Origin of the sequence: Streptomyces sp. JL2001, assembly GCF_050917515.1 — a bacterium.
Taxonomy (GTDB): domain Bacteria; phylum Actinomycetota; class Actinomycetes; order Streptomycetales; family Streptomycetaceae; genus Streptomyces.
Map to the genome: position 1 here is coordinate 3,754,090 of NZ_CP169421.1, position 25,514 is coordinate 3,779,603.

Sequence of the window (25,514 nt, forward strand, 5' to 3'; positions counted from 1 at the left end):
GGTTCCCAGGGGGCTTACACATCGGGACCGTCCGGGGGGACACGCATGCACGAGATGCCCAAGGGATCGAACGTCGGACTCGCTTCGCTGAGCGAGGACATCGGCTCCGTCTTCGTGAGCCTGAGCTGGAGCAGCGCGGCGGGCGACGGCGACGCGGACGTGTCCGTCCTCCTGCTGAACAGCGACGGCAAGGTGCGCGGCGATGCGGACTTCTACTTCTACAACCACCTCACGGCCGAAGACGGCAGCGTGCAACTCCTCGGCAAGACACCGACGGAGAACGGCAGTGAGGACCGGATCAGTCTCGACCTCACCGCGGTCCCTCCGGAGGTGACCAGCATCGTCGTCGCCGCGAGCCAGTACGGGACGGCGTGCTTCGGCGATCTGGACGACCTGCGACTCACCTTGTCCGATGGCTCCGGAGAGGCACTGCTCGTCTTCGCCATCGAGGACGCCACGGTCGAGACCGCGTTCATCTTCGGCGAGTTCTACCGGCGCCATGAGGAGTGGAAGTTCCGCGCGGTCGGTCAGGGGTACGAGACGGGGCTGGCCGGACTCGCCACCGACTTCGGCATCGCCGTCGTCGAGGACGACGACGCCGAGGGACCCGAGACGGCCACCGCGTCAGGCATCGAGTCGCCGGCCGATGGCGAGCCGGGGCCCGCGCTCGCGGCGATCCCCGCTCAGCCCCCCGCCCCCGCGGCGGAAGCCGTCGGCACGCCCGGCCCGGCGGGCGCTTCGCCCGACTCCTCCGCCCCCGAACGACGACGTGGCCCACGTACGGCCAAGAAGAAGGTCACGCTCCCCAAGGCGGCGAAGAAGTCCCTCGCGGAGAACGACGCGTGGAAGCCCGCCCGGCTGTTCCCGGTGCCGTCGTACAAGAGCGACCGCGAACGGGAGGTGCGGGCGACCTCGGTCCTGCTCTCGGTCATGGCAGAGGTGCCGGAGTTCGGCCGCAGGCTCACCGCGGCGTTCGGTGCCCCCGCGGGCCGTATGCAGACCTTCACCGAGGTGTCCCTGCCGCACGGCGAAACCCCCAAGCGCCCCGACGGTGTGATCCGGGTGGAGCGGGCGGGCAAGCTCTGGACGGCCCTCCTCGAGACCAAGACCAACGGCAATCCCCTGAAGTCCGAGCAGGTGCAGGACTACATGGACATCGCGGCGCGGCGCGGCTACGAAGCCGTCATCACGCTCTCCAACGACGTCGCTCTGGAAGGCAGTCCGCTCGTCGACGTCAAGATCGACGGCCGTCGCAAGCACAAGGTCGCGCTGTGGCACCTGTCCTGGGCCGAGGTCGCGCACCAGGCCCAGATGCTGATCCGGCACGAGGGGGTGGGCAACGGGGCGCACGCCTGGCTGCTGCAGGAGCTCCTGCACTACCTCCAGCACGAGAACTCCGGCTGTCACGGCTTCCAGAACATGGGGGCTTCCTGGGTCCCCGTCCGCAACGGCATCGACACCGAAACGCTCTGCCAGGGCGACCCCCGTGCGGTCGAGGTCGTCGAGAGCTGGGAGCGGCTGATCCGCCAGGTCTGCCTGCGCCTCGGCGGCGAGCTCGGCCAGAAGGCGCTGCCCGTGCAACGGGTGAAGCGTGGCACGGATCCCCAGTCCCGGCGCGCGGAGCTCGCCGACCGCCTCTGCGAGGAAGGGCGGCTGTCCGCCGAGATCCGCATCGACGGGGCGAACGGCATCCTCGCGGTCACCGCCGACCTGCGAACGGGCAAGCTGCGCACGTCGATCGAGGTACCGGCGCCCGAGAGCGGCTATCCCCTCACGATCGCCAAGCGCCTCGTCCGGGTCCTCGCGGAGGCCCCCGCCGACCTGCATGTGGAGACCCTCGTCGAGGGCCGGAACGGCCCGCGCGGCACGCTGGAGCGGCTCCGGCCGGAGCCCGGGGATCTGCTGCCCAAGGACGGCGCGCCCCTCACGGGCTTCCGCCTCTCGCTCTTCAAGGGCATGGGCGGCAGTCGCGGAAGTACCGAATCCGGATTCATCCGCAGCGTCGACGACGCCGTCGACCGGTTCTACGCGACCGTGGTCACGCATCTGGGACAGTTCGACCGGCGGCCCGCACGCAGCCGTTCGACCGCGGAAGCGGTCCAGGCCGACTGACCCGCCCTTGATGGGCCCCGGCCGGCCGGGGCCCATCAAGGGCGACGCCCGGGGCGGCCCCTGCGCCGCCCCGGCTCGACAGCGCTCGATGCCTCAGTCCGTCGCCAGGCCCTTCAGCCGCTTGGCGATCCTCGTCAGGCGCGCGCCCTGGTAGCGGGCGGCCTGGAGGACGTTCTCCTGCGGGGCGCCGTTCGTGCCGGGGTGCGCGGTGCCGTAGGGGTTGCCGCCCGCCGCGTAGACGGACGCGTCGGTGAAGCCGGGCGAGACGATGACCGAGCCCCAGTGGTGGAACGAGTTGTAGAGGGCGAGCAGCGTCGACTCGTTGCCGCCGTGCAGGTTGTGGGCGCTGGTGAAGGCGGTGGCCGGCTTGTCCGCCATGACGCCCTGCTGCCACAGGCCGCCCGTGGTGTCGATGAACTGCTTCAGCTGCGCGGCGACGTTGCCGAACCGGGTCGGTGAGCCGAGCGCGTACGCGTTGGCCCACTCCAGGTCCTCCAGCGTGGCGATCCCGATCTCACCGGTGGCGTCCACGTGGGCGCGCCAGGCCGGGTTCGCGTCGATGGCCGTGTCGGGGGCGAGTTCGGGCACCCGGCGCAGCCGGACCTCGGCCCCGGCCTTCTCGGCGCCTTCGGCGACCGCCTGGGCCAGTTCGTGGACGTTCCCCGTGGCCGAGTAGTAGATGACGGCGACCTTGACGGACATGGCGGACTCCTCAAACCGGATTCGTTTCCGTTTCAACGTCGAGATTAAGCGGATAGCCATCCACTTCGCAAGGGTTCTCTCGGAGAACCGGATAGCGCTCCGTTATGCTCGTGTCACGGGACGGACCGAGGGGGGCCAGGGAGAGAAGGGCAGGCGGACGCGGATGAACGCGAGGAAACCCGGGGAGACCGGCGCGGCGCACGAGCCGCGGCCGGACGGATCCCCGGCCGGAGCCCCGGCGCCGGCGGCGGCCTCACGTCCCGGCGTCCCGGCCGTCGAACTGCTCCCCACCGTGGGCAGTCCGCCCCCCGAGCGCGCCGACGCCGCCCGCAACCGGCGCAGGATCCTCGACGCCGCCGCCAGGATCGTCACCGAGGTCGGCCCCGACGCGGTCACGATGAACCAGGTCGCCCACGCCGCCGGCATGGGCGTGGGCACGGTCTACCGCCGATTCGGGGACGTGGCCCAGCTCCTGTGGGCGCTCCTCGACGACCGGGAGCGCCAGTTCCAGGAGGCGTACATGAGCGGCCCGCCGCCGCTCGGCCCGGGCGCCCCCGCGGCCGAACGGCTGCCCGCCTTCGTCGACGCGCTCGTCGACCGGGTCATCGAGCAGCGGGAACTGCTGCTCGCGGCGCAGACCGCCGCCCCCAGCGCCCGCTACACCAGCGGCGCGTACCTCGCGATGCACACCCACGTCGCAATGCTGATCGCCCGGCTCCGCCCGGAGGCCGACAGCGCGCTCCTCGCGCACCTGCTGCTCGCCCCGTTCTCACCGAGCCTCATGCACCACCTGTCGACGCAGCGGAACCTGTCCGCCGACGCGCTCAAGGCGGGCATGCGGGAGCTGCTCGGCCTGCGCGACTGACCGCCGGACCGCCGCGGCCCCCGCCCCAGAGGTGCCCGCCCCCGAGACGCCCGGCCCCGTCCGCCGCGTTCAGCCCCGCGGCAGGAGCGCGGCCAGCCCGTCCAGGACCCGCGCGAGGCCGAAGGCGTAGGCGTGGTCGGGGCTGTAGAGCCCGCCGTAGGCCACCGCCGACGCCTCGCCCACCCGTGCCGCGAGCGGGAAGCGGCTCTCATCGAACACCCGGTTCAGCAGCGGCTCGTGGGCCGCCCACCACTCCCCGTCGGACAGGGCGCTCTCCCGGTCCACGGCCCGCGCGTCCAGCTCCGTCCGGGCGGCGACCAGGACGAAGCCGAGCACGTGCGTGAGCGCGGAGTCGATCGTCACGTCGTCGAGCCCGAGGCCCTCCAGTGCGGCCAGCTCGTGCTCGTACTTGCTCATCACCCCCGGCCCGAGCGGCGGCCGGTGGACGCGCAGTTCCACCACCCAGGGGTGGCGCAGGTACAGCGCCCGGTTCTCGTCGGCGACCGCCGTCACCCGCGCCCGCCACGGCCCGCCGTCCGCGAAGCCGGCGCGCGGCATCCGCAGGAAGACGGTGTCCAGCATCAGGTCGAGCATCTCGGCCTTGCCGGGGACGTAGGTGTAGAGGGTCATCGGGGTGACGCCGAGGCGCTGGGCCACCGCGCGCATGGTGAGCGCGTCGAGACCGCCCTCGTCGGCGAGCGCGATCGCCGCGTCGACGACGGCGTCCACGGTGAGCCCCTGGCGCGGGCCGCGCCGGCTCGTCGGGGGCGTGCCGCCCTCGCGCCAGAGCAGTTCGAGGGTACGCGCCGGATCACCGGCGCCGCTGCTGTTCTTCTCCCGGCCCATGGCACCCATCCTCGCAGTTCAGGGCCCTGCACTGAAAACGTCCATGCACTTTCTACGCTGTATAGAGTACCGTGTACGGAGAATCGGGACCACCATCGGAGGGCGCACGAATGAACACCCCCGCAGCGGACAGCCACCACGTCATCCAGGTCCGCGGAGCCCGGGAGAACAACCTCAAGAACGTCTCCGTCGACCTCCCCAAGCGCCGTCTCACCGTCTTCACCGGCGTCTCGGGATCCGGGAAGTCCTCGCTCGTCTTCGGCACCATCGCCGCCGAGTCGCAGCGCCTGATCAACGAGACGTACAGCGCCTTCCTGCAGTCCTTCATGCCGGCGCAGGGCCGGCCGGACGTGGACGGGCTCCACAACCTCAGCGCCGCGATCGTCGTCGACCAGGAACGGATGGGCGCCAACTCCCGCTCCACGGTGGGCACCGCGACCGACGCGTACACGATGCTGCGGATCGTCTTCAGCCGCCTCGGCACCCCGCACATCGGCACCTCCGGCGCCTTCAGCTTCAACCTCCCCGAGGGCATGTGCCCGCGTTGCGAGGGCGTCGGCGAGGTCTCCGAGATCGACGTCGACGAGCTCGTCGACCGGACGAAGTCCCTCGACGAGGGCGCGATCACCGTGCCGGGGTACGCCGTCGACTCCTGGATGTGGCAGGTCATGGCCCAGTCCGGCTTCTACGACCCGGCCAAGAAGCTGGCGGACTTCACCGAGCAGGAATGGGAGGACTTCCTCCACCGGCCGTCCTGCAAGGTGAAGGTCGGCACCACCAACCTCACCTACGAGGGCCTGGTGGTGAAGGTCCAGCGGACGATCCTCGCCAAGGACCGGGACGCCATGCAGGCGCACATCCGCGCCTTCGTCGACCGGGCCGTCGTCTTCCGCAGCTGCCCCGAGTGTGAGGGCACCCGCCTCACCCGGGCCGCGCTCTCCTGCCGGATCGACGGGGTGAACATCGCGGAGTGCTCGGCGATGCAGATCAGCGACCTGGCGGCGTTCCTGCGCCGGGTCGAGGACCCGTCCGTGGCCCCGCTCCTCGCCGGCCTGCGCGAACTGCTCGACTCGCTCGTCGAGATCGGGCTGGGCTACCTGAGCCTGGACCGCCCCTCCGGGACGCTGTCGGGCGGGGAGGCCCAGCGGGTCAAGATGGTCCGCCACCTCGGATCCTCGCTCACCGACGTCACGTACGTCTTCGACGAGCCGACCACCGGTCTGCACCCGCACGACATCCAGCGGATGAACGACCTGCTGCTGAGACTCCGCGACAAGGGCAACACCGTCCTCGTCGTCGAGCACAAGCCGGAGGTCGTGGAGATCGCCGACCACGTGGTGGACCTCGGCCCGCGAGCCGGCTCCGCCGGCGGCGAGATCTGCTACAGCGGCGACGTGCCGGGCCTGCGGACCTCCGGGACCCTCACCGGCGACCACCTGGCACACCGGGCGAAGCTCCGCCCCGAGGTCCGCACCCCCACCGGCTCGCTCTCCGTCAAGGACGCGGACACGCACAACCTCCACAACGTCAGCGTCGAGATCCCGACCGGCGTCCTGACCGTCGTCACCGGCGTGGCCGGCTCCGGCAAGTCCTCGCTGATCCACGGGAGTCTGCCGGGCCGTGAGGGCGTCGTCGTCGCCGACCAGTCGCCGATCCGCGGCTCGCGGCGCTCCAACCCGGCGACGTACACGGGGCTGCTGAACCCGATCCGCACCGCCTTCGCCAAGGCCAACGGGGTCAAGGCCGCGCTCTTCAGCGCCAACTCCGAGGGGGCCTGCCCGCACTGCAACGGCCTGGGGCTCGTCTACACCGACCTGGCGATGATGGCCGGTGTCGCGTCGGTGTGCGAGAAGTGCGAGGGCAGGCGCTTCACCGCCGAGGTCCTCGCCTACACCCTGGACGGCAGGAACATCCACGAGGTCCTGTCGATGTCGGTCGAGGAGGCGTACGACTTCTTCACGGCGAAGGGACAGGCCCGCACGATCCTGGGCCGCCTCAAGGACGTCGGCCTCGGCTACCTGCGGCTCGGGCAGCCGCTCAACACCCTCTCGGGCGGCGAGCGCCAGCGTCTGAAGCTCGCCATCCACATGGCGGAGAAGGGCGCGACCTACGTCCTCGACGAACCCACGACGGGCCTGCACCTCGCCGACGTCGACCAGCTGCTCGCCCTGCTCGACCGCCTCGTGGACGACGGCAACACGGTCGTCGTGATCGAGCACCACCAGGCGGTCATGGCCCACGCCGACTGGCTGATCGACCTGGGCCCGGGCGCCGGCCACGACGGCGGGCGGATCGTCTTCGAGGGCACGCCGACGGAGCTGGTCGAGCGGGGCGACACCCTGACGGCGCGCCACCTGCGGGAGTACGTGAGCTGAGCCCCCGCGGCCGCGCCGGCCCCACCGGAACCCGGGGCGGGCGCGGCCTCACGGCGCCGGGCGCTCCGCCACCCGCGCCGCGTGCCCGCCGAGCACGGCGACCACCGCGGACAGCGCCGGACCGGCCTCCGCGCCCGTACGGACCGCCGCGAAGACCGTCCGGGTCGGCGGCTGCCCCGCCACCGGCCGGACGAAGACCTCCGGCCGTCCCGGGGGCTGCACCGGCCTGGGCGCCAGCGCCACTCCGAGCCCCGCGCGCCGCCCAGGGCCGCGAGCGCCTGCCAGCTGCGCCGCGATCAGGTCGGCGTGCCGCAGGACCAGCCGCGCCTGCCCGGTGAGCCGTACGCCCCGCCCCTGCCGCTCGACGAGCGGAACGCCCAACTCGCGGGCGAGCGCGGCGAGCTGCTGCGAGACGGCGGACGGGGTCAGACGGAGGGCGGCGGCCGTGCGGGCGACGCTGCCGCGGCGTTCGAGTTCCCGCAGCCCGCCCGGCCTGCGCAGATCGATCGTGAAGGTCCCGCTCACCGGATCATGCAGAGACATCGACTGGACCTGGCGCCCGCACGGTCGGACGATCTCCCCATGACGACCTTCCTCATCCTGCACGGCTTCCAGAACCACCGGCCCGAGGGCCATTGGCAGCACTGGCTCGCCGGCCGGCTCGCCGAGCGCGGCCACGAGGTCCGCTACCCCCAGCTCCCCGAGCCGGACGCGCCGGTCCTCGACGACTGGCTGACCGCGCTGGCCGAACGGCTCCACCGCCCGGCCGGCGGGGGCGAGTTCGTCGTCCTCGCCCACAGCCTCTCCGTGCTGCTCTGGCTGCACGCCGCCGCCCGCACCCCCGACGCGCTCGACGTCGACCGGGTCCTGCTGGTCGCGCCGCCGTCGCCCGCGGTCACCGCGTCCATCCCCGAGATCGCCGGCTTCGCGGAGGGGCCGGACCTCGGCGCCGTACGGCTGAAGGCCCCGACCCGGCTCGTGTACGGCGCCGACGACCCGTACTGCCCCGAGGGCGCGGCGGTGCACTACGGCGACCCGCTCGCGCTCGACCGGGACCTCGTCCTGCCCGGCGGTCACCTGGACATGCCCGCGGGGTACGGCCCCTGGCCCGCGGTCCTGGAGTGGTGCGAGGACCCCGCGGTGCGGCTGAGCGCCCGGTAGCCGGCGTCGTGCGCCCGCCGTGGGTGACGGGACAGCCCTTAGGGTCGACGGAATGTTCCCGGATCTCGAACCGTACGCGCAGGGCCATCTCGACGTGGGCGACGGCAACCTCGTCCACTGGCAGGCCGCCGGCAGTCCGACGGGGAAGCCCGCCCTCGTCGTCCACGGTGGCCCCGGTTCCGGCTCGTCGCCGTCCGCCCGCCGCCTGTTCGACCCGGAGAAGTACCGGATCGTGCAGTTCGACCAGCGCGGCTGCGGCCGGTCGCTGCCGCACGCGAGCGACCCGGCCGCCGACCTGTCCGTGAACACCACCGCGCACCTGGTCGCGGACATGGAGCGGCTGCGCGAGCACGTCGGCGTGGACCGGTGGCTGCTGTACGGCGGCTCCTGGGGCGCGACGCTGATCCTCGCGTACGCGCAGGCGCATCCGTCCCGGGTCTCCCAGATCGTCCTCGCGAGCGTGACGACCACGCGCCGCTCCGAGATCGCGTGGCTGTACGAGGGCGCCGCCCGCTTCTTCCCCGAGGCGCACGAGCGCTTCCGCGCGGGCGCGGGCCCGGACCTCACGGGCGGGGCGGACCGGGCCGGTGCCGCGGAGCTGGTGGCCGCCTACGCCCGCCTGATGACCGACCCGGACGCGTCCGTACGGGCGAAGGCGGCGGCCGACTGGTGCGCCTGGGAGGACGCGGTCGTGTCGGCGGAGGGCCAGGGCACCCCGTACACCGACCGGATCGACGACACGCGCCTCGGCTTCGTCCGGATCTGCTCGCACTACTTCGCGCACGGTGCCTGGCTGGAGGAGGGCGCCCTGCTCCGGGACGCGCACCGGCTCGCCGGGATCCCGGGCGTCCTGATCCACGGCCGGACGGACATGGCGGGCCCGCCGGACACCGCCTGGGAGCTCGCCCGGGCCTGGCCGGACGCCGAGCTGTCGATGGTCGAGGACGCGGGCCATCTGGGCGGCGGAGAAACCCGCGCCCGCGTCCTGGCGGCCCTGGAGCGCTTCGCGGACGGGTGACGGCGGCCCCGCAGCACGCGCGCGGGGCGGCCGGGCGCGGGATCATCGAGAGATGACCGAGATCCATCTCGCGCAGCAGGCCGAGGCCGACGAGCTCCTCGGACGCAGTCCGCTGGCCGCCCTGGTCGGCATGCTGCTCGACCAGCAGGTTCCCATGGAATGGGCGTTCTCCGGGCCGTACACGATCGCGCAGCGGCTCGGAGAAGACGATCTCGACGCGCACCGGATCGCCGCGTACGATCCGGACGCCTTCGCCGCGCTGCTGTCCGACAAACCCGCGGTGCACCGCTACCCGGGCTCGATGGCGAAGCGGATCCAGCAGCTGTGCGCGTTCCTGGTGGAGGAGTACGACGGCCGGGCCGAGGCCGTCTGGGCGGACGCCGCCGACGGGGCGGAGCTGCTCGGCCGGCTGCTCGCCCTGCCCGGCTTCGGGAAGCAGAAGGCGCAGATCTTCCTGGCCCTGCTCGGCAAGCAGTACGGCGTGCGGCCGCGCGGATGGCGCGAGGCGGCCGGCGCCTACGGCGACTCCGGCGCGTACCGGTCGGCCGCCGACATCACCGGGCCCGAGTCCCTGGCGAAGGTCCGCGCGTTCAAGCAGGAGGCCAAGCGTGCCGCAAAAGCCGCCAAATCTTCCGGGAATTGATCCTTCCGCATGTCAATCCTGCTAAATGTGACATGAATTGTGGCGGATCTGTTCACAGGAACCCCGGAGATCGCTAACTTCCCTTCAACCTCGTTCCGCCTGGGAAGGACCTCTGTGAACGCATCCCATCGCAGAGCCGCGGCCATTCTGGCCGCAGCCGCACTCGCGACCCCGCTCATGCTGGCCGCCGCTTCCCCTGCCACGGCCAAGGCGGACCCCGCTGCCGCCCCGGCCAAGGACGCCGCTCAGCTGGCCAAGAAGCTGGTCCGCGAGACGTCCGCAAAGGACGCCTACAAGCACCTCCAGAAGTTCCAGGCGATAGCCGACTCGGCCGGCGGCCACCGCGCGGCCGGATCGCTCGGCCACGACGCCTCCGCCGCGTACGTGTACCAGCTGCTCAAGAAGGCCGGCTACAACGTCGAGTACCAGAAGTTCGACTTCATCTACACCGAGACGCAGGCCGAGAAGCTCTCGGTCGTCTCGCCCACGCCGCGCGCCATCGAGATCAAGGCGATGACGTACACCAAGTCGACCCCGGTCGGCGGCATCAAGGCCGACCTCGCGGCCGTGCCGGTGGACGCGGACGGCACGACCGGCTGTGAGCCCGGCGACTTCGCCGCGGGTGCCTTCACCGGCAAGATCGCGCTCATCAAGCGCGGCGGCTGCACCTTCGCCGCCAAGCAGGAGAACGCCGCCGCGGCGGGCGCCGCGGGCGCGATCATCTACAACAACACCGACGGCGTGCTCTCCGGCACGCTCGGCGACCCCGCGGCCGGGAAGCTCCCGACCGGTGGTCTCACCCAGGCCGAGGGCGAGAAGCTCGCCGCCGACCTGGCCAAGGGCCCGGTGAACGTCTCCTTCGAGATCCGTCAGCTCCAGGAGAAGCGTTCCACCAACAACGTCATCGCCGAGACCAAGGGCGGCAACGCGGCCAACACCGTGATGCTCGGCTCGCACCTCGACTCCGTGACGGCCGGCCCCGGCATCAACGACAACGGCTCGGGCTCGGCCGGTCTGCTCCAGACCGCGCTGGAGCTCGCCGAGTCGAAGGCGAAGGTCCGCAACAAGGTCCGCTTCGCCTGGTGGTCGGCCGAGGAGAACGGTCTCCTCGGTTCCGAGCACTACGTGGCGAACATGAGCGAGCTCGACAAGAAGGAAGTCAAGCTCTACCTCAACTTCGACATGATCGCCTCGCCGAACTACGGCCTCTTCGTCTACGACGGCGACGACTCGGACGCGACCGGCGCCGGCGCGGGCCCGGCGGGCTCCGCCCAACTCGAGCGCGACATCACCGACTTCATGGACAAGCAGGGCCGTCCGCACGAGGGGACCGACTTCACGGGCCGCTCGGACTACGGTCCGTTCATCGAGGTCGGCATCCCGTCGGGCGGCACCTTCACCGGCGCCGAGGGCATCAAGACCCCGGCCCAGGCCGCGAAGTTCGGCGGCACGGCGGGCATCGCCTACGACGTGAACTACCACGCCGCCGGCGACAACCTGTCGAACATCAACATGACGGCCTTCGACGTCAACATCGACGTCATCGCCAACGCCGTGGGCACCTACGCCCACGACATCAGCTCCCTGCGCAAGCCGGTCGTCTCCACCCCGACCGACGGCGACGCGGGCAGCGGCGGCGGCCTGCACGACGACCACCACGAGGTCACCGAGTAGGCGGCGGGCTCCCCGACGCACCGCGGGCCCCGGGGAACACCCCGGGGCCCGCACCCTTGCCGGGCTCCGGTTCCGCCGGGGCCCGGCAAGATCGGCAGGATCGGCAAGACGCCCCTCAGCGCCGCCGGCGTGCCGTGCCGAAGATCGACCGGCTGATCTCCCGGCCCAGCTGGGTGCCGATCGACCGCGCCAGCGACGAGAACAGTCCGCTGCCCGCCATCTGCTCCGCGAGCGACTCGTCCCGCTTCGGCGGAGCCGGCTTCGCAGCCCTGGCCGCCTCCTTGGTCGCCTCCTTGGCCGCCTGCGCCTCCTCGGCCGTCTTCAGTGCCGCGGCCTCCGCCGCCGCCTGCTCGGCCGTCAGCCGCTCGTACGCCGACTCCCGGTCCACCGCCTGCGCGTACCGCCCGTGCAACGACGACCCCTTCACCGCCGCGTCCAACGCGGCCGCGTCGACGGGACCCATCAGGGACTCCGGGGCCCGCAGCCGGGTCGCCGCGACCGGTGTCGGCGCGCCCGTCTCGCTCAGCACGGTGATCACCGCCTCACCCGTCCCCAGACCCGTCAGGACCTCCTCCAGGTCGTACGCCGAGTTCGGGAACGTCCGCACCGTCGCCTTCAGCGCCTTCGCGTCGTCCGGCGTGAACGCGCGCAGCGCGTGCTGCACCCGGTTGCCCAGCTGCCCCAGCACGTCCGCCGGCACGTCCTTGGGCGTCTGGGTCACGAAGAACACCCCGACGCCCTTGGACCGGATCAGCCGCACCGTCCGCGTGATCGACTCCAGGAACGACTTCGACGCCCCGTCGAAGAGCAGGTGCGCCTCGTCGAAGAAGAAGACCAGCTTCGGCTTCTCCAGGTCGCCGACCTCCGGCAGCTCCTCGAAGAGGTCCGCCAGCATCCACATGAGGAAGGTCGGGAAGAGCTGCGGCTTGTCCTGGACGGCCGCCAGTTCCAGGATCGACACCGTCCCGCGCCCGTCCGCGGCCGTCCGCAGGAATTCCGACGTGTCGAACTCCGGCTCGCCGAAGAAGCCGCCCGCGCCCTGCTGCTCGAAGGCCGTGATCGCCCGCAGGATCACCCCGGCGGTCGCCGTCGACAGCCCGCCGATCCCCTTGAGTTCCGCCTTCCCGGTGTCCGACACCAGGAAGGCCACCACCGCCCGCAGGTCCTTCAGATCGACGAGCTCCAGGCCCTTGGCGTCGGCGTAGTGGAAGATAAGGCCGAGCGACTGCTCCTGCGTCGGGTTGAGCCGGAGCACCTTCGACAGCAGGACGGGCCCGAAACTGGTGACCGTGGCCCGTACGGGGATGCCGGGGCCTTCGCCGCCGAGCCCGTAGAACTCGCACGGGAAGCCCCTGGCGGCCCACTCCTGCCCCACCTGCCCCGCCCGTTCGCGGACCTTCCCGCCGTCGGCACCCGGCGCCGAGACACCCGAGAGGTCGCCCTTGATGTCGGCGAGGAAGACCGGCACGCCGTGCGCCGACAGCTGCTCGGCGACGAGCTGCAGCGTCTTCGTCTTCCCGGTGCCGGTGGCCCCGGCGACGAGACCGTGGCGGTTGAGCATTCCCAGCGGGATGCGGATCTGCGCCTGCGGGTGACACGTCCCGTCCCACAGCAGCGCCCCCAGATCGAGTGCCGCACCGGTGAACGCGTACCCGGCGGCGATCTCGGCGGCGGGCCCCTCCAGGGGACCGCCCACGGTGGCCGGCGGCTGGTCGCTCACGCTCATGACGGGACCCCGATTTCGGTTTTGGGATGATTTGCCCCAGCATCCCACTGCGCCTGCCTGGCTGCGCCGGGAGCCGCTTGACCGGTAGGCTCTCCGTGTGATCTTCAAGCGCATCGGAAACGGCCGGCCGTATCCCGACCACGGCCGGGAAAGCACCCGGCAGTGGGCGGACGTCGCGCCGCGCCCGGTCCGCCTCGATCAGCTGGTGACCACCAAGGGCCAGCTGGACCTGGAGACGCTGCTCGCCGAGGACTCGACCTTCTACGGCGACCTCTTCGCGCACGTCGTGAAGTGGCGCGGCGACCTCTACCTCGAGGACGGACTGCACCGCGCCGTCCGCGCGGCCCTCCAGCAGCGGCAGGTCCTGCACGCCCGCGTGCTGGAGATGGACTAGCCCCTTCCGGGCGGTCTCCCCCGGGACCAGCCCCTTCCGGGCGGTCTCCCCGGGCCCGCGACGACGGCCGTGACACCGCGCGCCGACCTGCCGTTCTGACCCTTTCGGGGGCTCTCCCGGTCCATCCGGACGCGATCACATGATCGTCAAGTATCCAACGTCGACCAGCGGCATTACCCTGCGTTCATGAGCATGCTCACTCCCCCCGGCATGGGCGGAAAGTACCGCATCACGGGTGACAAGTACCCGCGCATGCGCCGCCCCCGGCGTCGGCGCAGGATCGTCCTCGCGGCGGCGGCCGCCGCGGTCGCGCTCGGCGCGGCCGGCTGGGGCACGCTGCAGCTCGTCGACGTCTTCTCCGGCGGCGACGGCAGGAAGACGACGGCGGGCAAGGGCCCCGACTGCAAGCCCGTCGTCAGGGCCTCCACGGCCCCCGCGCCCGCCGCCCTGCCCAAGCCCGCGCAGATCACGGTGAACGTCTACAACGCGACGCCGCGCGGCGGCCTCGCGAAGTCGACGGCCGACGAGCTCAAGAAACGCGGCTTCGTCATCGGCAAGGTCGGCAACGCCCCCGTCGCCTACGACAAGAAGGTCCCCGGCGCCGGCATCCTGCTGGCCGCCCCCGGGGCCACCAAGGGCGCGTTCTCGGTCCTGGGCACCCAGCTGAAGGGCGCCACGACCAAGACCGACACCCGGGCCACGGCGGACGTCGACCTGATCCTGGGCACCGCCTTCAAGACGCTGGACCCGAAGACGACGGCGGACGCGGCCCTGGTCGCCCTGAGCAACCCGAAGCCCGCGCCCGCGCCGTCCTGCTGACGACGACCACCCGTCGCGGGAGCGCCGTACACGCGCTCCCGCGCACGGAACAGGCCGCCCGGTCGACGACCGGGCGGCCTGTTCCGACTGTCCGTCCGCAGGGCTCAGTCGACGGTGCCGTACATGCGGTCGCCCGCGTCGCCCAGGCCCGGGACGATGTAGCCGTGCTCGTTGAGACGCTCGTCGACCGAGGCGGTCACGACGGTCACCGGGGTGCCCGCCAGCTCGCGCTCCATGAGCTCGACGCCCTCCGGGGCGGCGAGCAGCACGACCGCGGTGACGTCGTCCGCGCCGCGCTTGATCAGCTCCTGGATGGCCGCGACGAGCGTGCCGCCGGTCGCCAGCATCGGGTCCAGGACGTACACCTGGCGGCCCGAGAGGTCCTCCGGCATCCGCGTCGCGTAGGTCGACGCCTCCAGCGTCTCCTCGTTGCGGATCATGCCCAGGAAGCCGACCTCGGCGGTCGGGAGCAGCCGCACCATGCCGTCGAGCATGCCCAGGCCGGCACGCAGGATCGGGACCACCAGCGGACGCGGGTACGACAGCTTCACGCCGGTCGTGGGCGTGACGGGGGTCTCGATGTCGACCTGCTCGGTCCGCACGTCCCTGGTGGCCTCGTAGGCGAGCAGGGTGACCAGTTCGTCGGCGAGCCGGCGGAAGGTCGGGGAGTCGGTGCGCTTGTCGCGCAGAGTCGTGAGCTTGTGGGCGACCAGCGGGTGATCGACGACGTGGAGACGCATGCCCCCACACTAGCCCGCACTGGCATCAACCCACGTGCTGGAGGGAAGGTGGGGGCTACAGGGACCCATGGTGTGGGGTGGTGATGCCGATGCCCAGGGCGAAGGAGCCCGCCGAGACCGCCGCGGACGGCGGCGGCGAGCGGCCGGAGACGGACGCTGAGCGCCGGCGGCGGCGCGCCCAGTTCCTCCGCGAGCTCCACGAGGCGAAGGCCCTGCGCGATCGCGTCCAGCCGCGCCGCGCGCGAGCGGCCCGGATGCGCCAGGCCATGCGGATGAGAACCTTCCGCTGGTGACGACGGCGCGGGGCCATCCGCCCGGCGCCCGCGCCCGTACGGTCCGCCCACCGTTTGCGCCCCCTTCACGCCCCGGCCGTGCGCCGGTCGGACGGGTCGGCCGGCCCACCGTCCGGCTCGCGTCCCGATCAGACTGATGCACGACGCAACAGCCGAAGACCTCTCCTCTGGCCGCTGTTTCTGCCACGATGCCGATTGGGCGGGGCACCAGGAGCGCGCCGCCGGATCGTCACACCTCTGATCAGTGGGAGAGTCACGGTGTACTTCGCCGCACTGCTCGCGCGCACCGAAGACGGGTGGGAAGCGAGCGACACAGAGCTCGACGACGTGGAGACCCTGTCGGATCTGACCGACCTCGCCCGCGAGGCCGGGGCCGACGACGACACGGTGATCGTCTTCATCGAACAGGAGGACGCCTGGTTCGGCATCCTCCGGATCGAGGGCGAGGAGGACCCTCGCATCTACGTGTCGGACGGGGCGGCCGCCGCCCGCTCCTCGTACGGGGAGATCCTCACCCGGGAACTGCTCGGCGACGACGGGGACGACGACGCCGACGAACTGCTCGCGCTGGACCTCGACGGCACCGAGGACGGGGAGCCCGCGCACCACGAGGACGACGACGAGGAGGAGACGGGCGTGGCCGCCGACGCCGTGCCGGCCGCCCCGGTCGGCGACCGGCTGATCCTGGCCGACCTCGGCCTGTCCGAGGCGGACCTGCTGGCGCTCGACTCCGACGTGCTGGCCGAGATCGCGGACGCGCTGGGCGCCGCGGAGGTGCTGGAGACCGTTCGCTAGTGACAGAGGCAGGACAGACGGCACCCGACCCCGCACCGGGTTCGGGTGCCGGTCACCGTGCGGCGCGGGATCCGGACGGAACGGTCGGCGCGGGCGCGGCCACGTCGCCGGGCACCGCGCCCGACCCCGTACGCGACCCCTGGCGGGACACCATGCGGCGAGCGCTCGCCGAGGCGGACCTGGCCGCGCTGGCCGGCGACGTACCGGTCGGCGCCGTCGTGCTGGCCCCGGACGGCACCGTCCTCGCCACCGGCCACAACGAACGCGAGGCGACCGGCGATCCGACCGCCCACGCCGAGGTCCTGGCGCTGCGCCGGGCCGCCGCGGAGACCGGGGAGTGGCGGCTGACCGGCTGCACGCTCGTCGTGACCCTGGAGCCCTGTGTGATGTGCGCCGGGGCACTCGTACAGTCCCGGGTCGAACGGGTGGTCTTCGGCGCACCGGACGAGAAGGCGGGCGCGGCCGGTTCCCTCTGGGACCTCGTGCGGGACCGTCGCCTCAACCACCGTCCCGAGGTGATCCAGGGCGTGCTCGAAGAGGCCTGCTCGGCCCAGCTCACGACCTTCTTCCGGGACCGCTGAACCCCGCCGCGACCTGCGCGGCGATACGGATTTCATCGCAGGGGCACCTTTGGGCTAAGCTCTCTCTCGGTAGCGTGTCCGAGCGGCCGAAGGAGCTCGCCTCGAAAGCGAGTGTGGCGCAAGTCACCGAGGGTTCAAATCCCTCCGCTACCGCTTCGATCGAAGGGCCCGGCGCATCGCGCCGGGCCCTTCGGCGTGCACGGGGCCCTCAGGACATCCGGGGACCGGCGACGGGCCAGGGGGCGTACGGGCAGCCGAAAGGGCCCCGGCCGCGCACGTGTCGCGCGACCGGGGCCCTTCCCGCCGGACGGGGGAGCGGCATCGGGGGGACACGCCGCTCCCCCGGTGAGAACCGGTCCTGCAAGTCCTCGCCGCGTTCAGGGGGAAGCTCGCCGCGCGGACCCCGCAGTGAGGGCCGGTTCCTCGCCCCGCGGACTCCTGCCGGATCCGCCGGGCTCGCCGTCCATCCTGCTGCGCCGGCACCCGCCCGAGGTGCGGCAAAGGGCCTCAGTGGCCGGGCCCTTGGTCCATAAAGACCCGGTGAGGAGCCTCGGCTAGACTCACGCGCGCTCAGGGGAGACGGACAGGGGAGGGCGCGACACATGGCGCAGGCGAAGAAGATCGCGCTCTATGCGGTCGTGGTCTTTGTGCTGTACACGATCATCAATTCCCCCAGCCGGGCGGCCGATCTCGTCCAGGTAGGGTTCGAGGGCATATCCAGCGCCGCGCAGGGTGTCGGCGAGTTCATGACCGAGCTCATCAACTAGGAGTCCCCCGTGATCCGCCATCTGGTCCTCTTCAAGCTCAACGAGGGCGTCCAGCGCGACGAGCCGCGCGTGGTCGCCGGGGTCGAGGCCTTCCGGGCACTGGGCGGGACCATCCCGGAGCTGACGTTCTGGGAGTGCGACTGGAACATCACGGACCGGCCGATCGCGTACGACTTCGCCATCAACTCGGCGGTCGCGGACACCGACGCGCTGCAGCGGTACCTGGACCACCCCGCGCACCAGGCGGGCGTCGCCCAGTGGCGCGAGTTCGCCACGTGGGTGATCGCGGACTACGAGTTCTGACCCGTCCGAGCCTCTTCTTCCGGGCCCCTCGCCGTTCTCGGCGGGGGGCCTGCGGGTTTCTGACCTCCCCTTTTCATCCCTCTATGCCCCCAACACGTGCTTATGCGGTGCTTGCACACAGTGGACATGTCTTGTGATGCTATGACCGCTTTTGACGGATGAGTTGACCGTAGTTGACCAGCTAGACCAGCCAGAGGGGTGGGCGTGAACGTGCCGGCCAGTGCAGCGCCTCAGGTCCCGCCCCAGAACGAGGCCGGCGGCCCGGACACCCCGCGCCCCCGACCGCAGAGCAGCCGCGGCGCGGACACCCGCGCGCTGACCCAGGTGCTCTTCGGACAGCTCAAGAACCTCGAACCGGGCACCCCGGAGCACGACCGGGTGCGCGGGGCGCTGATCGAGGCCAACCTGCCGCTCGTGCGGTACGCGGCCGCCCGCTTCCGCTCCCGCAACGAGCCCATGGAGGACGTCGTCCAGGTCGGCACCATCGGGCTCATCAACGCCATCGACCGCTTCGACCCGGACCGCGGCGTCCAGTTCCCGACCTTCGCGATGCCCACGGTCGTCGGCGAGATCAAGCGCTACTTCCGCGACAACGTGCGGACCGTGCACGTACCGCGCCGGCTCCACGAGCTCTGGGTCCAGGTCAACGGCGCCACGGAGGACCTGACGACCGCTCACGGCCGTTCCCCCACCACCGCCGAGATCGCCGAGCGGCTGCGCATCGGCGAGGACGAGGTCCTGGCCTGCATCGAGGCCGGCCGGTCGTACCACGCGACCTCCCTGGAGGCGGCCCAGGAGGGCGACGGCCTGCCCGGACTGCTCGACCGGCTCGGCTACGAGGACCCGGCCCTCGCCGGTGTCGAACACCGCGACCTCGTACGGCACCTGCTCGTCCAGCTGCCCGAGCGCGAGCAACGGATCCTGATGCTCCGGTACTACAGCAACCTGACCCAGTCACAGATCAGTCAGGAACTCGGAGTCTCACAGATGCACGTGTCAAGGCTCCTCGCCCGCAGCTTCGCACGTCTGAGATCCGCAAACAGGATCGAAGCGTAGCCGGAACGGGTAGACCGGTTCGGAGCAGTTCCGAGGCGCCCCAAATGCCGTACACCCCTTGTTTCCTGCAGATTTCCCCCCTTGCCTTGTCGACAAGTCACTACAGCGTGTTGCCGACATGTGACATTCTGCTGGAACCGCGTTTGCCGCAGCCCCGCCTCCGGTATTCAGGTGGAGGCTGCGTTCCTCCGATGGTCGTGGCCGCCGCGACCGTCCGCGACCTCAAGGGGGTGGCATGTCCGCAGAACAGGGCAGCTCGAAGGTGCTCACGCTCACGCCCGTGCTCGCGCACACGCCGGTACAGGCCCACGTGCCGGCGCAGCAGCAGGTGCCGGCCCCCGCGCCCGCACCGGACACCGAGCCCGCCGCGCCGCTTGTCGTCTCGCCGGAAGCCATCGACACCCGCACCCTCTCCCGCTCCCTGTTCCTCCGGCTCCGCGCCCTGGACACCGAAGGCGCCGCCGCGGACAGCCCCGAGCGGACCTACGTCCGCGACACCCTGATCCAGCTCAACCTGCCGCTCGTGCGGTACGCGGCGGCCCGCTTCCGCTCCCGCAACGAGCCGATGGAGGACATCGTCCAGGTCGGCACCATCGGCCTGATCAAGGCGATCGACCGCTTCGACTGCGAACGCGGCGTGGAGTTCCCGACGTTCGCGATGCCCACGGTCGTCGGCGAGATCAAGCGCTTCTTCCGCGACACCTCGTGGTCGGTGCGGGTGCCGCGCCGGCTCCAGGAGCTGCGGCTCGCGCTCACCAAGGCGAGCGACGAGCTCGCGCAGAAGCTGGACCGGTCGCCGACCGTCCCCGAACTCGCCGCCGTACTGGGGGTGTCGGAGGAGGACGTCGTCGACGGCCTCGCCGTCGGCAACGCCTACACCGCCTCCTCGCTGGACTCGCCCTCGCCCGAGGACGACGGCGGCGAGGGATCGCTCGCGGACCGTCTCGGGTACGAGGACACGGCACTGGAGGGCGTCGAGTACCGCGAGTCGCTGAAGCCGCTGCTCGCCAAACTGCCGCCCAGGGAACGGCAGATCATCATGCTGCGGTTCTTCGCCAACATGACCCAGTCCCAGATCGGCGAGGAGGTCGGCATCTCCCAGATGCACGTCTCCCGCCTGCTGACGCGGACACTGGCACAGCTCCGGCAGGGCCTCATCGCGGACTGAAACCCCGCACGCGGGTTTCTTGCTGACGGATCGTCAGCCAAACTGGCGCCATGCGGCGACAGAGGTCACTCCTGACGGTGGTCGCGCTCTGCCTCGGCGGAGCGCTGACCGCGTGCGGCGGAGGGGACGGCGAGGGGTACGCGGCCGTGGGCGCGGGCTCCTCGCCGAACGGCCCGGTGGCACCGTCCGGCACGGTCACGCTGATCCCGCTGGACGGCCCGTCGGACCAGAGGACGGCCTCCGGCACGCCGCCCCCGCGCCCCGGCACGTCTCCTCCGGGCACGACCCCGGCGGCGGACGCGGGCCCCGGATCCCGGCCCGACGGGGCCACGCCCCCCGGGGGCGGGAGTACGGGTACGAGCCCGGGCACCGGAACGTCCGGGCCCGCCCCGGGGCGCCCGGGCACCACCACGCCCGCCACGACCACCCCTCCGGCCCCCGGCACGACATCCCCGGCACCCCCGCCGGCGCCGGCCGCCCTGACGCTCTCCGCGCCCACGCTGGCGGACGGGGACGAGCGGTGGTGCGAGCGGGTCACGGTCGCCTTCCACAACACCGGCGGATCCCCGGCGACCTCGGGCACGGTCACGTTCGCCACGCACGTCATCGGCGCGCTCGGCGTCGACTGGGCGACCCTCACCTCCACCCAGCCGCTCCCGGCCCCGATCGCGGCGGGCACGACACGGACGCAGACGTACACGGTGTGCGTCGACTCCTGGCGGGTGCCCCTGGGCATGCACATCGACACGAAGAAGGTCACGGCGAGCTGGGGGTGAGGGGCGGGGGGGGGCGGTGCGGGGAGCGGGCGCTTGGGGGGTGCGGGCGCTTGGGGGGTGCGGGCGCTTGGGGGGTGCGGGCGCTTGGGGGGTGCGGGCGCTTGGGGGGTGCGGGCGCTTGGGGGGTGCGGGCGCTTGGGGGGTGCGGGCGCTTGGGGGGTGCGGGCGCTTGGGGGGTGCGGGCGCTTGGGGGGTGCGGGCGCTTGGGGGGTGCGGGCGCTTGGGGGGTGCGGGTTTCGGGGACTTGGGGTGGGCCGGTCTCCGTTTGTTTCTGGTGGTTGGCCGCCCTCTCTCCGAGTGTGGCGGGTTACGGCGCCGCATCAAGGGCGCTCCTTCGTCGCGTCGCTGCGCGATGGGCTGCGCCCACCCTTGACCCGTCGCCTCCACCCGCCTTTTCACACTCGGAGGGCGGCCCGGGGAAGGGGCATCCGCTCCGGGGCCCGGTGGGCCCCGGGCGCCGTCGGCGGCCATCTGCCTTGGGGTGGCTTCCCGCACCCATTGAATGGGGTGACGCGGCGGCGCTTAGCGGCAATCCCTCGCCCATTGGCGGAGATTCATGCCCCGCTGGTCACTCTCCGGTGGGGGTGAAGCCGAATCCGAGAGCCCTTGGAGAAGTCGACGCCTCAAGCCGGCCGCCATCGAGTCCGGTGTCGATCCTTCGCCGGCAGCGGGACTCCCGAATGACGCTAGCGCGTACATTACCTGCGGTAACTCGGACGGGATAAGGGACTTCACGGGCATATCGGACTCTTGGGGGGCTTAATGTACGCCGTAGCGTCATTGAACAGCCGATCCCGGATTGCCGATGAGGCTGCTGGGGCGGATGGGATCCGTACGGCCCGCCGCCCCGCGCGACCCGTGCCCCTGACCCGAGCCAGCGATGACGGCTCCGGATTCGGCTTCACCCCCACCGGGAATGACCAGCGGGGCATGAATCTCCGCCAAGACACGACGGATTGCCGCTAAGCGCCGCCGCGTCACCCCATTCAATGGGTGCGGGAAGCCACCCCAAAAGCTGTCGGACGCCGACGGCGCCCGAGAGGGACCGGTCCCCGGAGCGGATGCCCCTCCCCCGGGCCGCCCTCCGAGTGTGAAAAGGCAGCCGGGACCGGGCGGTCAAGGGTGGGCGCAGCCCATCGCGCAGCGACGCGACGAGGAACGAGGAGCGCCCTTGAGGGCACGGACCCGACTGCCACACTCGGAGAGAGGGCGGCCAACCACCCGAAGCCAACAAGAGCCCCAGCCCCAAGAGCCAGGACCCGCACCCCAAGAGCCAGGACCCGCACCCCAAGAGCCAGGCCCCCACCCCGAGCCCCCCGAGGCGCCCCCTACCTCAGCCCAGGGCCAGCCAGGCGACTCCCGCGAGGACCGCGATCACGGCGACCACTCCCACGATGAGGCCGACGCGCGGGCCGGCCGCAGGGGCCGCCTGCTGCTGGCGCTGCGGGGCACCCTCGTCGACGAAGGCGCGGAACATCTGCGTGTTGCCGGAGGGGTCGTAGCCACCCTCGGGACCCTGACCCTGCGGTGCATGGGGATTGTGTGCCATGGAGCAGGACCCTAGCGAACCGGGGGTTCCGGCCCCAACCCCCGCCCGCCCCTCCCGCCCCTTCCGGCACGGCTCCGGCACCGCTCCCCCGCGCTTCACCCACCTTTGCCGATTCTTTAGCGCCGTTTGACCGATTTAGTTTGCCTGAAGCAACCATCGATATCTATGGTTGCCCTAAGCAACAACATGCATGGGGTGCCCGTTGGAGACGCAGAGCAGCCGCTACGAGAACCTCGCCCGCCAGGTGAGCGCCATCGGCGCCGTGAAACGCGGCATGGCGCGCGTCCTCCCCGCCGAGTGCCAGGGCGGGTCGGCCGCCGTACTGGCCTTCCTGCAGCACCACGGGGACATGCGCATGAGCCGGCTCGCCGAACTCATGGCCGTCGACATGTCGGTGTGCAGCCGTCACGTCGCCAACACCGTGGACCACGGCTGGGTCGAGCGGCTGCCCGACCCGGGCGACCGGCGCTCCCGCATCCTGCGCCTGACGGCCGCGGGCCGGTACATGCTCGACGAACTGAACCACCGGGTGACCCAGGCGTTCGCCCGCAACCTCGCGGAGTGGTCCGACGACGACGTCGAACTGCTCGCCACACTGCTGGCCCGCCTCCGGGACTCCTTCGGGGACTGCCGGGCCCTCCAGGCTTGAGACTTCGGAAACAAAGGAACTTCATGGCTACGACCACGCCCGACGTCGGCGTGCGGGACGGCGTCACCGGTCACGGGGACGGCGCTCCCATGACGCACCGGCAGATCATGGAGGCGCTGTCCGGGCTGCTGCTCGGCATGTTCGTCGCCATCCTGTCCTCGACGATCGTCTCCAACGCCCTCCCGCAGATCATCACCGACCTCGGCGGCGGCCAGTCCGCCTACACCTGGGTCGTCACCGCGGCGCTGCTCTCGATGACCGCGACCACCCCGCTGTGGGGCAAGCTCGCGGACCTCTTCTCCAAGAAGCTGCTCGTCCAGATAGCCCTGCTCATCTACGTCGGCGGCTCGGTCGTCGCCGGTCTCTCGCAGAACACCGGCATGCTCATCGCCTGCCGGGTCGTCCAGGGCATCGGCGTCGGCGGTCTGACCGCGCTGTCGCAGATCATCCTGGCCGCCATGATCGCCCCGCGTGAGCGCGGTCGGTACAGCGGCTACCTCGGCGCCACCTTCGCCGTGGCGACCGTCGGCGGCCCGCTGCTCGGCGGTGTCATCACCGACACCGACTGGCTCGGCTGGCGCTGGTGCTTCTACGTCGGTGTGCCCTTCGCGCTGATCGCGCTGCTGGTGCTCCAGAAGACCCTGAAGCTCCCCGTCGTGAAGCGCCAGGTCAAGGTCGACTGGGCCGGTGCGGCCGTCATCAGCGCCGCGGTGTCGCTGCTGCTGATCTGGGTGACGTTCGCGGGCGACAAGTACGACTGGATGTCCTGGCAGACGGCCGTCATGGTCGGCGGCGCGGTCCTGCTCGGCGCGCTCTTCGTCCTCGTCGAGTCGAAGGCCGACGAGCCGATCATCCCGCTGCGTCTCTTCCGCAACCGCACCATCACCCTGGCCTCGCTCGCCTCGCTCTTCGTGGGTGTCGCGATGTTCGCCGGCACGGTCTTCTTCAGCCAGTACTTCCAGCTGGCCCGCAACGAGTCCCCGACGATGTCCGGCGTCCTGACGATCCCGATGATCGCCGGCCTCTTCGTCTCCTCCACCGTCTCCGGCCAGATCATCACCAAGACCGGCAGGTGGAAGGCGTGGCTGGTCAGCGGCGGCGTGCTGGTGACCGGCGGCCTCGGTCTGCTCGGCACGATCCGCTACGACACGGAGTACTGGCACATCGCCGTCTTCATGGCCGTGTTGGGTCTGGGCCTCGGCATGATGATGCAGAACCTGGTGCTGTGCACGCAGAACCAGGTCTCCCCGTCCGACCTCGGCTCCGCCTCGTCCGTCGTCACCTTCTTCCGCTCGCTGGGCGGTGCGATCGGTGTCTCGGCGCTCGGCGCGGTCATGGCCCACCGGGTCACGCACTACGTCCAGGACGGCCTGACGGCGCTTGGCCCCAAGGCCGCCGCGGCCCTGGGCCAGGGCGGTTCCGGCGGCGGCATCCCGGACATGGACAAGCTGCCGGCCCCGATCCGTACGGTCATGGAGAGCGCGTACGGACACGGTGTCGCGGACGTCTTCCTCTACTCGGCGCCCTTCGCGCTGCTCGCCTTCCTGGTGACGCTGTTCATCAAGGAGGTCGCCCTGAAGAGCAGCAGCACGGTGACCGCCGCGCAGGAGGACTGAGAAGACTCCCGGCCGCGCTTCGAGCGGAGGCGCGGCCGGGTCGGGTACGGAGCGGCGGGCAGGGGACGGCCCGCCGCTCCGTCATGTCATGCCCGGGTCTCCCCGGCGTGCCGGGCGACCATGACCTCGATGCCGGCGACCAGGATGTCCAGGGCGCAGGCGAAGTCCCGCTCCCAGATGTCGCTGACGTCGCCGTGCGTGGCGCGCTCGTCGAGGATCTCCGTCATGCCTTCGAGCTGGACCGAGAACTCGGGGTCGCCGCGGAAGGCCGCGACGGACTGCGCGTAGAACTCGTCCTGGGACATGCCGGCTTCGGCCGCGCGGCGCCCGAACTGGGACTCGATCGTCCCGTAGCCGTACACGAACTGGAAGACCGCCGACATCGCGCCCGGCTGGCCGTTCAGGGGCAGTCCGGTGTCCCGGACCGCGTCCTGGATCCTGCGGGCGACGGCGAGGGCGTGCGGGCCGATGTTCATGTAGGCGCCGGCGCTGGGGGACACCCAGGGGTGGCGGACGAGCATCCGGCGGTAGGCGAGGGCGAGGGCCCGCATCCGCTCCCGCCAGCCGCCGGCGGTGTCGATCTCGTCGAGGTCGATCTCGCCGTAGACGGCGTCGAGGGCGAACTCGATGATGTCGTCCTTGGTGTCCACGTACCAGTAGAGCGACATCGCGGTGACGCCCAGTTCGGTGGCGAGCTTGCGCATCGACAGCTTGGCGAGGCCTTCCTCGTCCAGCATCGCGATCGAGGCGGCGACGATCCGGTCGCGGTCGAGGCCGGCGGGGCCGCCCCCGGCGCGGGCGGCCCTCTTCTCCAGCCAGACGCTGGAACGCGCCGGGTTGGCGGCCCGGTCTGCTGCCTTGACCATCGCGTTCCTCCGTCTGTCAG

At 71.6% G+C, this 25,514-nt stretch carries 26 protein-coding genes and 1 tRNA gene; 20 read left to right on the top strand and 7 right to left on the bottom strand.

The features are described 5' to 3' along the window. Positions 1–45: 45 nt before the first annotated feature. Positions 46–2,112, top strand: coding sequence for a TerD family protein (locus tag ACE1OA_RS16655; RefSeq protein ID WP_432752972.1), 2,067 nt, complete (start codon positions 46–48; stop codon positions 2,110–2,112). A 93-nt stretch (positions 2,113–2,205) separates the two neighbouring features. On the opposite strand, the gene wrbA is transcribed toward ACE1OA_RS16655, so the two are convergent. Further along, on the bottom strand, positions 2,206–2,814 hold the full coding sequence (gene wrbA, locus ACE1OA_RS16660; RefSeq protein WP_432752973.1) for an NAD(P)H:quinone oxidoreductase: 609 nt from the start codon (positions 2,812–2,814) through the stop codon (positions 2,206–2,208). A gap of 163 nt (positions 2,815–2,977) precedes the next feature. Here wrbA and ACE1OA_RS16665 point away from each other — a divergent pair, with 163 nt between their 5' ends. After that, positions 2,978–3,679, top strand: a complete 702-nt coding sequence (locus ACE1OA_RS16665) for a TetR/AcrR family transcriptional regulator (protein ID WP_356601212.1) — start codon at positions 2,978–2,980, stop codon at positions 3,677–3,679. A 69-nt stretch (positions 3,680–3,748) separates the two neighbouring features. Here ACE1OA_RS16665 and ACE1OA_RS16670 read toward each other — a convergent pair whose 3' ends face one another. Further along, positions 3,749–4,525: a TetR/AcrR family transcriptional regulator gene (locus ACE1OA_RS16670; protein ID WP_432752974.1), complete on the bottom strand. Its 777-nt coding sequence runs from the start codon at positions 4,523–4,525 to the stop codon at positions 3,749–3,751. Between the two features lie 110 nt (positions 4,526–4,635). On the opposite strand from ACE1OA_RS16670, the gene ACE1OA_RS16675 reads away from it, so the two are divergent. Beyond that, entirely contained in the window at positions 4,636–6,900 is a 2,265-nt protein-coding gene (locus ACE1OA_RS16675; protein ID WP_356779417.1) for an excinuclease ABC subunit UvrA, read from the top strand. Between the two features lie 48 nt (positions 6,901–6,948). On the opposite strand, the gene ACE1OA_RS16680 is transcribed toward ACE1OA_RS16675, so the two are convergent. After that, positions 6,949–7,443: a LysR family transcriptional regulator gene (locus ACE1OA_RS16680; protein WP_432752975.1), complete on the bottom strand. Its 495-nt coding sequence runs from the start codon at positions 7,441–7,443 to the stop codon at positions 6,949–6,951. A gap of 39 nt (positions 7,444–7,482) precedes the next feature. Between ACE1OA_RS16680 and ACE1OA_RS16685 the strand changes: the two genes are divergently transcribed. The 4 genes from ACE1OA_RS16685 to ACE1OA_RS16700 all read left to right on the top strand — a co-directional run bounded on the left by ACE1OA_RS16685 (position 7,483) and on the right by ACE1OA_RS16700 (position 11,396). Further along, positions 7,483–8,061, top strand: coding sequence for an RBBP9/YdeN family alpha/beta hydrolase (locus tag ACE1OA_RS16685; protein WP_356779469.1), 579 nt, complete (start codon positions 7,483–7,485; stop codon positions 8,059–8,061). 52 nt (positions 8,062–8,113) lie between these two features. Then, positions 8,114–9,079: a prolyl aminopeptidase gene (gene pip / locus ACE1OA_RS16690; RefSeq protein WP_384872682.1), complete on the top strand. Its 966-nt coding sequence runs from the start codon at positions 8,114–8,116 to the stop codon at positions 9,077–9,079. Between the two features lie 52 nt (positions 9,080–9,131). After that, complete coding sequence (locus ACE1OA_RS16695; protein ID WP_356601218.1) at positions 9,132–9,722, top strand: HhH-GPD-type base excision DNA repair protein; 591 nt, start codon at positions 9,132–9,134, stop codon at positions 9,720–9,722. A gap of 114 nt (positions 9,723–9,836) precedes the next feature. Beyond that, positions 9,837–11,396 (top strand): M28 family metallopeptidase, encoded by a 1,560-nt coding sequence (locus ACE1OA_RS16700; protein ID WP_356601219.1) that lies wholly within the window; start codon positions 9,837–9,839, stop codon positions 11,394–11,396. A gap of 115 nt (positions 11,397–11,511) precedes the next feature. Here ACE1OA_RS16700 and ACE1OA_RS16705 read toward each other — a convergent pair whose 3' ends face one another. After that, a complete protein-coding gene (locus ACE1OA_RS16705; RefSeq protein ID WP_432752976.1) occupies positions 11,512–13,122 on the bottom strand; it encodes a helicase HerA-like domain-containing protein in 1,611 nt (536 codons plus the stop codon). Positions 13,123–13,219: 97 nt separating this feature from the next. Between ACE1OA_RS16705 and ACE1OA_RS16710 the strand changes: the two genes are divergently transcribed. Both ACE1OA_RS16710 and ACE1OA_RS16715 read left to right on the top strand, forming a co-directional pair. Further along, complete coding sequence (locus ACE1OA_RS16710; protein WP_009067182.1) at positions 13,220–13,516, top strand: type II toxin-antitoxin system VapB family antitoxin; 297 nt, start codon at positions 13,220–13,222, stop codon at positions 13,514–13,516. Positions 13,517–13,702: 186 nt separating this feature from the next. Next, positions 13,703–14,335, top strand: a complete 633-nt coding sequence (locus ACE1OA_RS16715) for a LytR C-terminal domain-containing protein (RefSeq protein ID WP_356601221.1) — start codon at positions 13,703–13,705, stop codon at positions 14,333–14,335. Between the two features lie 104 nt (positions 14,336–14,439). Here the strand turns inward: ACE1OA_RS16715 and upp are convergent, their stop codons facing one another. Beyond that, the gene (upp, locus tag ACE1OA_RS16720) at positions 14,440–15,075 is read right to left on the bottom strand and encodes a uracil phosphoribosyltransferase (protein ID WP_147978688.1); all 636 of its coding nucleotides are present in this window, start codon (positions 15,073–15,075) and stop codon (positions 14,440–14,442) included. A gap of 83 nt (positions 15,076–15,158) precedes the next feature. On the opposite strand from upp, the gene ACE1OA_RS16725 reads away from it, so the two are divergent. From ACE1OA_RS16725 to ACE1OA_RS16765, 9 genes are all read left to right on the top strand, one after another. Next, complete coding sequence (locus tag ACE1OA_RS16725) at positions 15,159–15,368, top strand: hypothetical protein (protein WP_384872674.1); 210 nt, start codon at positions 15,159–15,161, stop codon at positions 15,366–15,368. Between the two features lie 258 nt (positions 15,369–15,626). Then, the gene (locus ACE1OA_RS16730; RefSeq protein WP_356601223.1) at positions 15,627–16,163 is read left to right on the top strand and encodes a hypothetical protein; all 537 of its coding nucleotides are present in this window, start codon (positions 15,627–15,629) and stop codon (positions 16,161–16,163) included. Positions 16,164–16,315: 152 nt separating this feature from the next. Further along, positions 16,316–16,744, top strand: a complete 429-nt coding sequence (tadA, locus tag ACE1OA_RS16735; RefSeq protein WP_356601410.1) for a tRNA adenosine(34) deaminase TadA — start codon at positions 16,316–16,318, stop codon at positions 16,742–16,744. Positions 16,745–16,812: 68 nt separating this feature from the next. After that, positions 16,813–16,897, top strand: a tRNA-Ser gene (locus ACE1OA_RS16740). Between the two features lie 449 nt (positions 16,898–17,346). Next, positions 17,347–17,511, top strand: a complete 165-nt coding sequence (locus ACE1OA_RS16745) for a hypothetical protein (RefSeq protein ID WP_187282703.1) — start codon at positions 17,347–17,349, stop codon at positions 17,509–17,511. Positions 17,512–17,520: 9 nt separating this feature from the next. Continuing rightward, on the top strand, positions 17,521–17,814 hold the full coding sequence (locus tag ACE1OA_RS16750) for a Dabb family protein (RefSeq protein WP_356601224.1): 294 nt from the start codon (positions 17,521–17,523) through the stop codon (positions 17,812–17,814). 210 nt (positions 17,815–18,024) lie between these two features. Next, positions 18,025–18,870 carry an RNA polymerase sigma factor SigF gene (locus tag ACE1OA_RS16755; protein WP_356601225.1) on the top strand — a complete coding sequence of 282 codons (846 nt, stop codon included), beginning with the start codon at positions 18,025–18,027 and terminating at the stop codon, positions 18,868–18,870. Between the two features lie 235 nt (positions 18,871–19,105). Continuing rightward, complete coding sequence (locus tag ACE1OA_RS16760) at positions 19,106–20,038, top strand: RNA polymerase sigma factor SigF (RefSeq protein ID WP_356601226.1); 933 nt, start codon at positions 19,106–19,108, stop codon at positions 20,036–20,038. Positions 20,039–20,088: 50 nt separating this feature from the next. Beyond that, positions 20,089–20,814, top strand: coding sequence for a hypothetical protein (locus ACE1OA_RS16765; RefSeq protein WP_432752977.1), 726 nt, complete (start codon positions 20,089–20,091; stop codon positions 20,812–20,814). A gap of 1,333 nt (positions 20,815–22,147) precedes the next feature. On the opposite strand, the gene ACE1OA_RS16770 is transcribed toward ACE1OA_RS16765, so the two are convergent. Then, positions 22,148–22,363: a hypothetical protein gene (locus ACE1OA_RS16770; protein WP_356601228.1), complete on the bottom strand. Its 216-nt coding sequence runs from the start codon at positions 22,361–22,363 to the stop codon at positions 22,148–22,150. Positions 22,364–22,565: 202 nt separating this feature from the next. Here ACE1OA_RS16770 and ACE1OA_RS16775 point away from each other — a divergent pair, with 202 nt between their 5' ends. Further along, the gene (locus ACE1OA_RS16775) at positions 22,566–23,012 is read left to right on the top strand and encodes a MarR family winged helix-turn-helix transcriptional regulator (RefSeq protein ID WP_432752978.1); all 447 of its coding nucleotides are present in this window, start codon (positions 22,566–22,568) and stop codon (positions 23,010–23,012) included. A 23-nt stretch (positions 23,013–23,035) separates the two neighbouring features. Then, entirely contained in the window at positions 23,036–24,628 is a 1,593-nt protein-coding gene (locus ACE1OA_RS16780) for an MDR family MFS transporter (protein ID WP_432752979.1), read from the top strand. A gap of 86 nt (positions 24,629–24,714) precedes the next feature. Here the strand turns inward: ACE1OA_RS16780 and ACE1OA_RS16785 are convergent, their stop codons facing one another. Further along, complete coding sequence (locus ACE1OA_RS16785; protein WP_432752980.1) at positions 24,715–25,494, bottom strand: TetR/AcrR family transcriptional regulator; 780 nt, start codon at positions 25,492–25,494, stop codon at positions 24,715–24,717. Between the last annotated feature and the right edge of the window lie 20 nt (positions 25,495–25,514).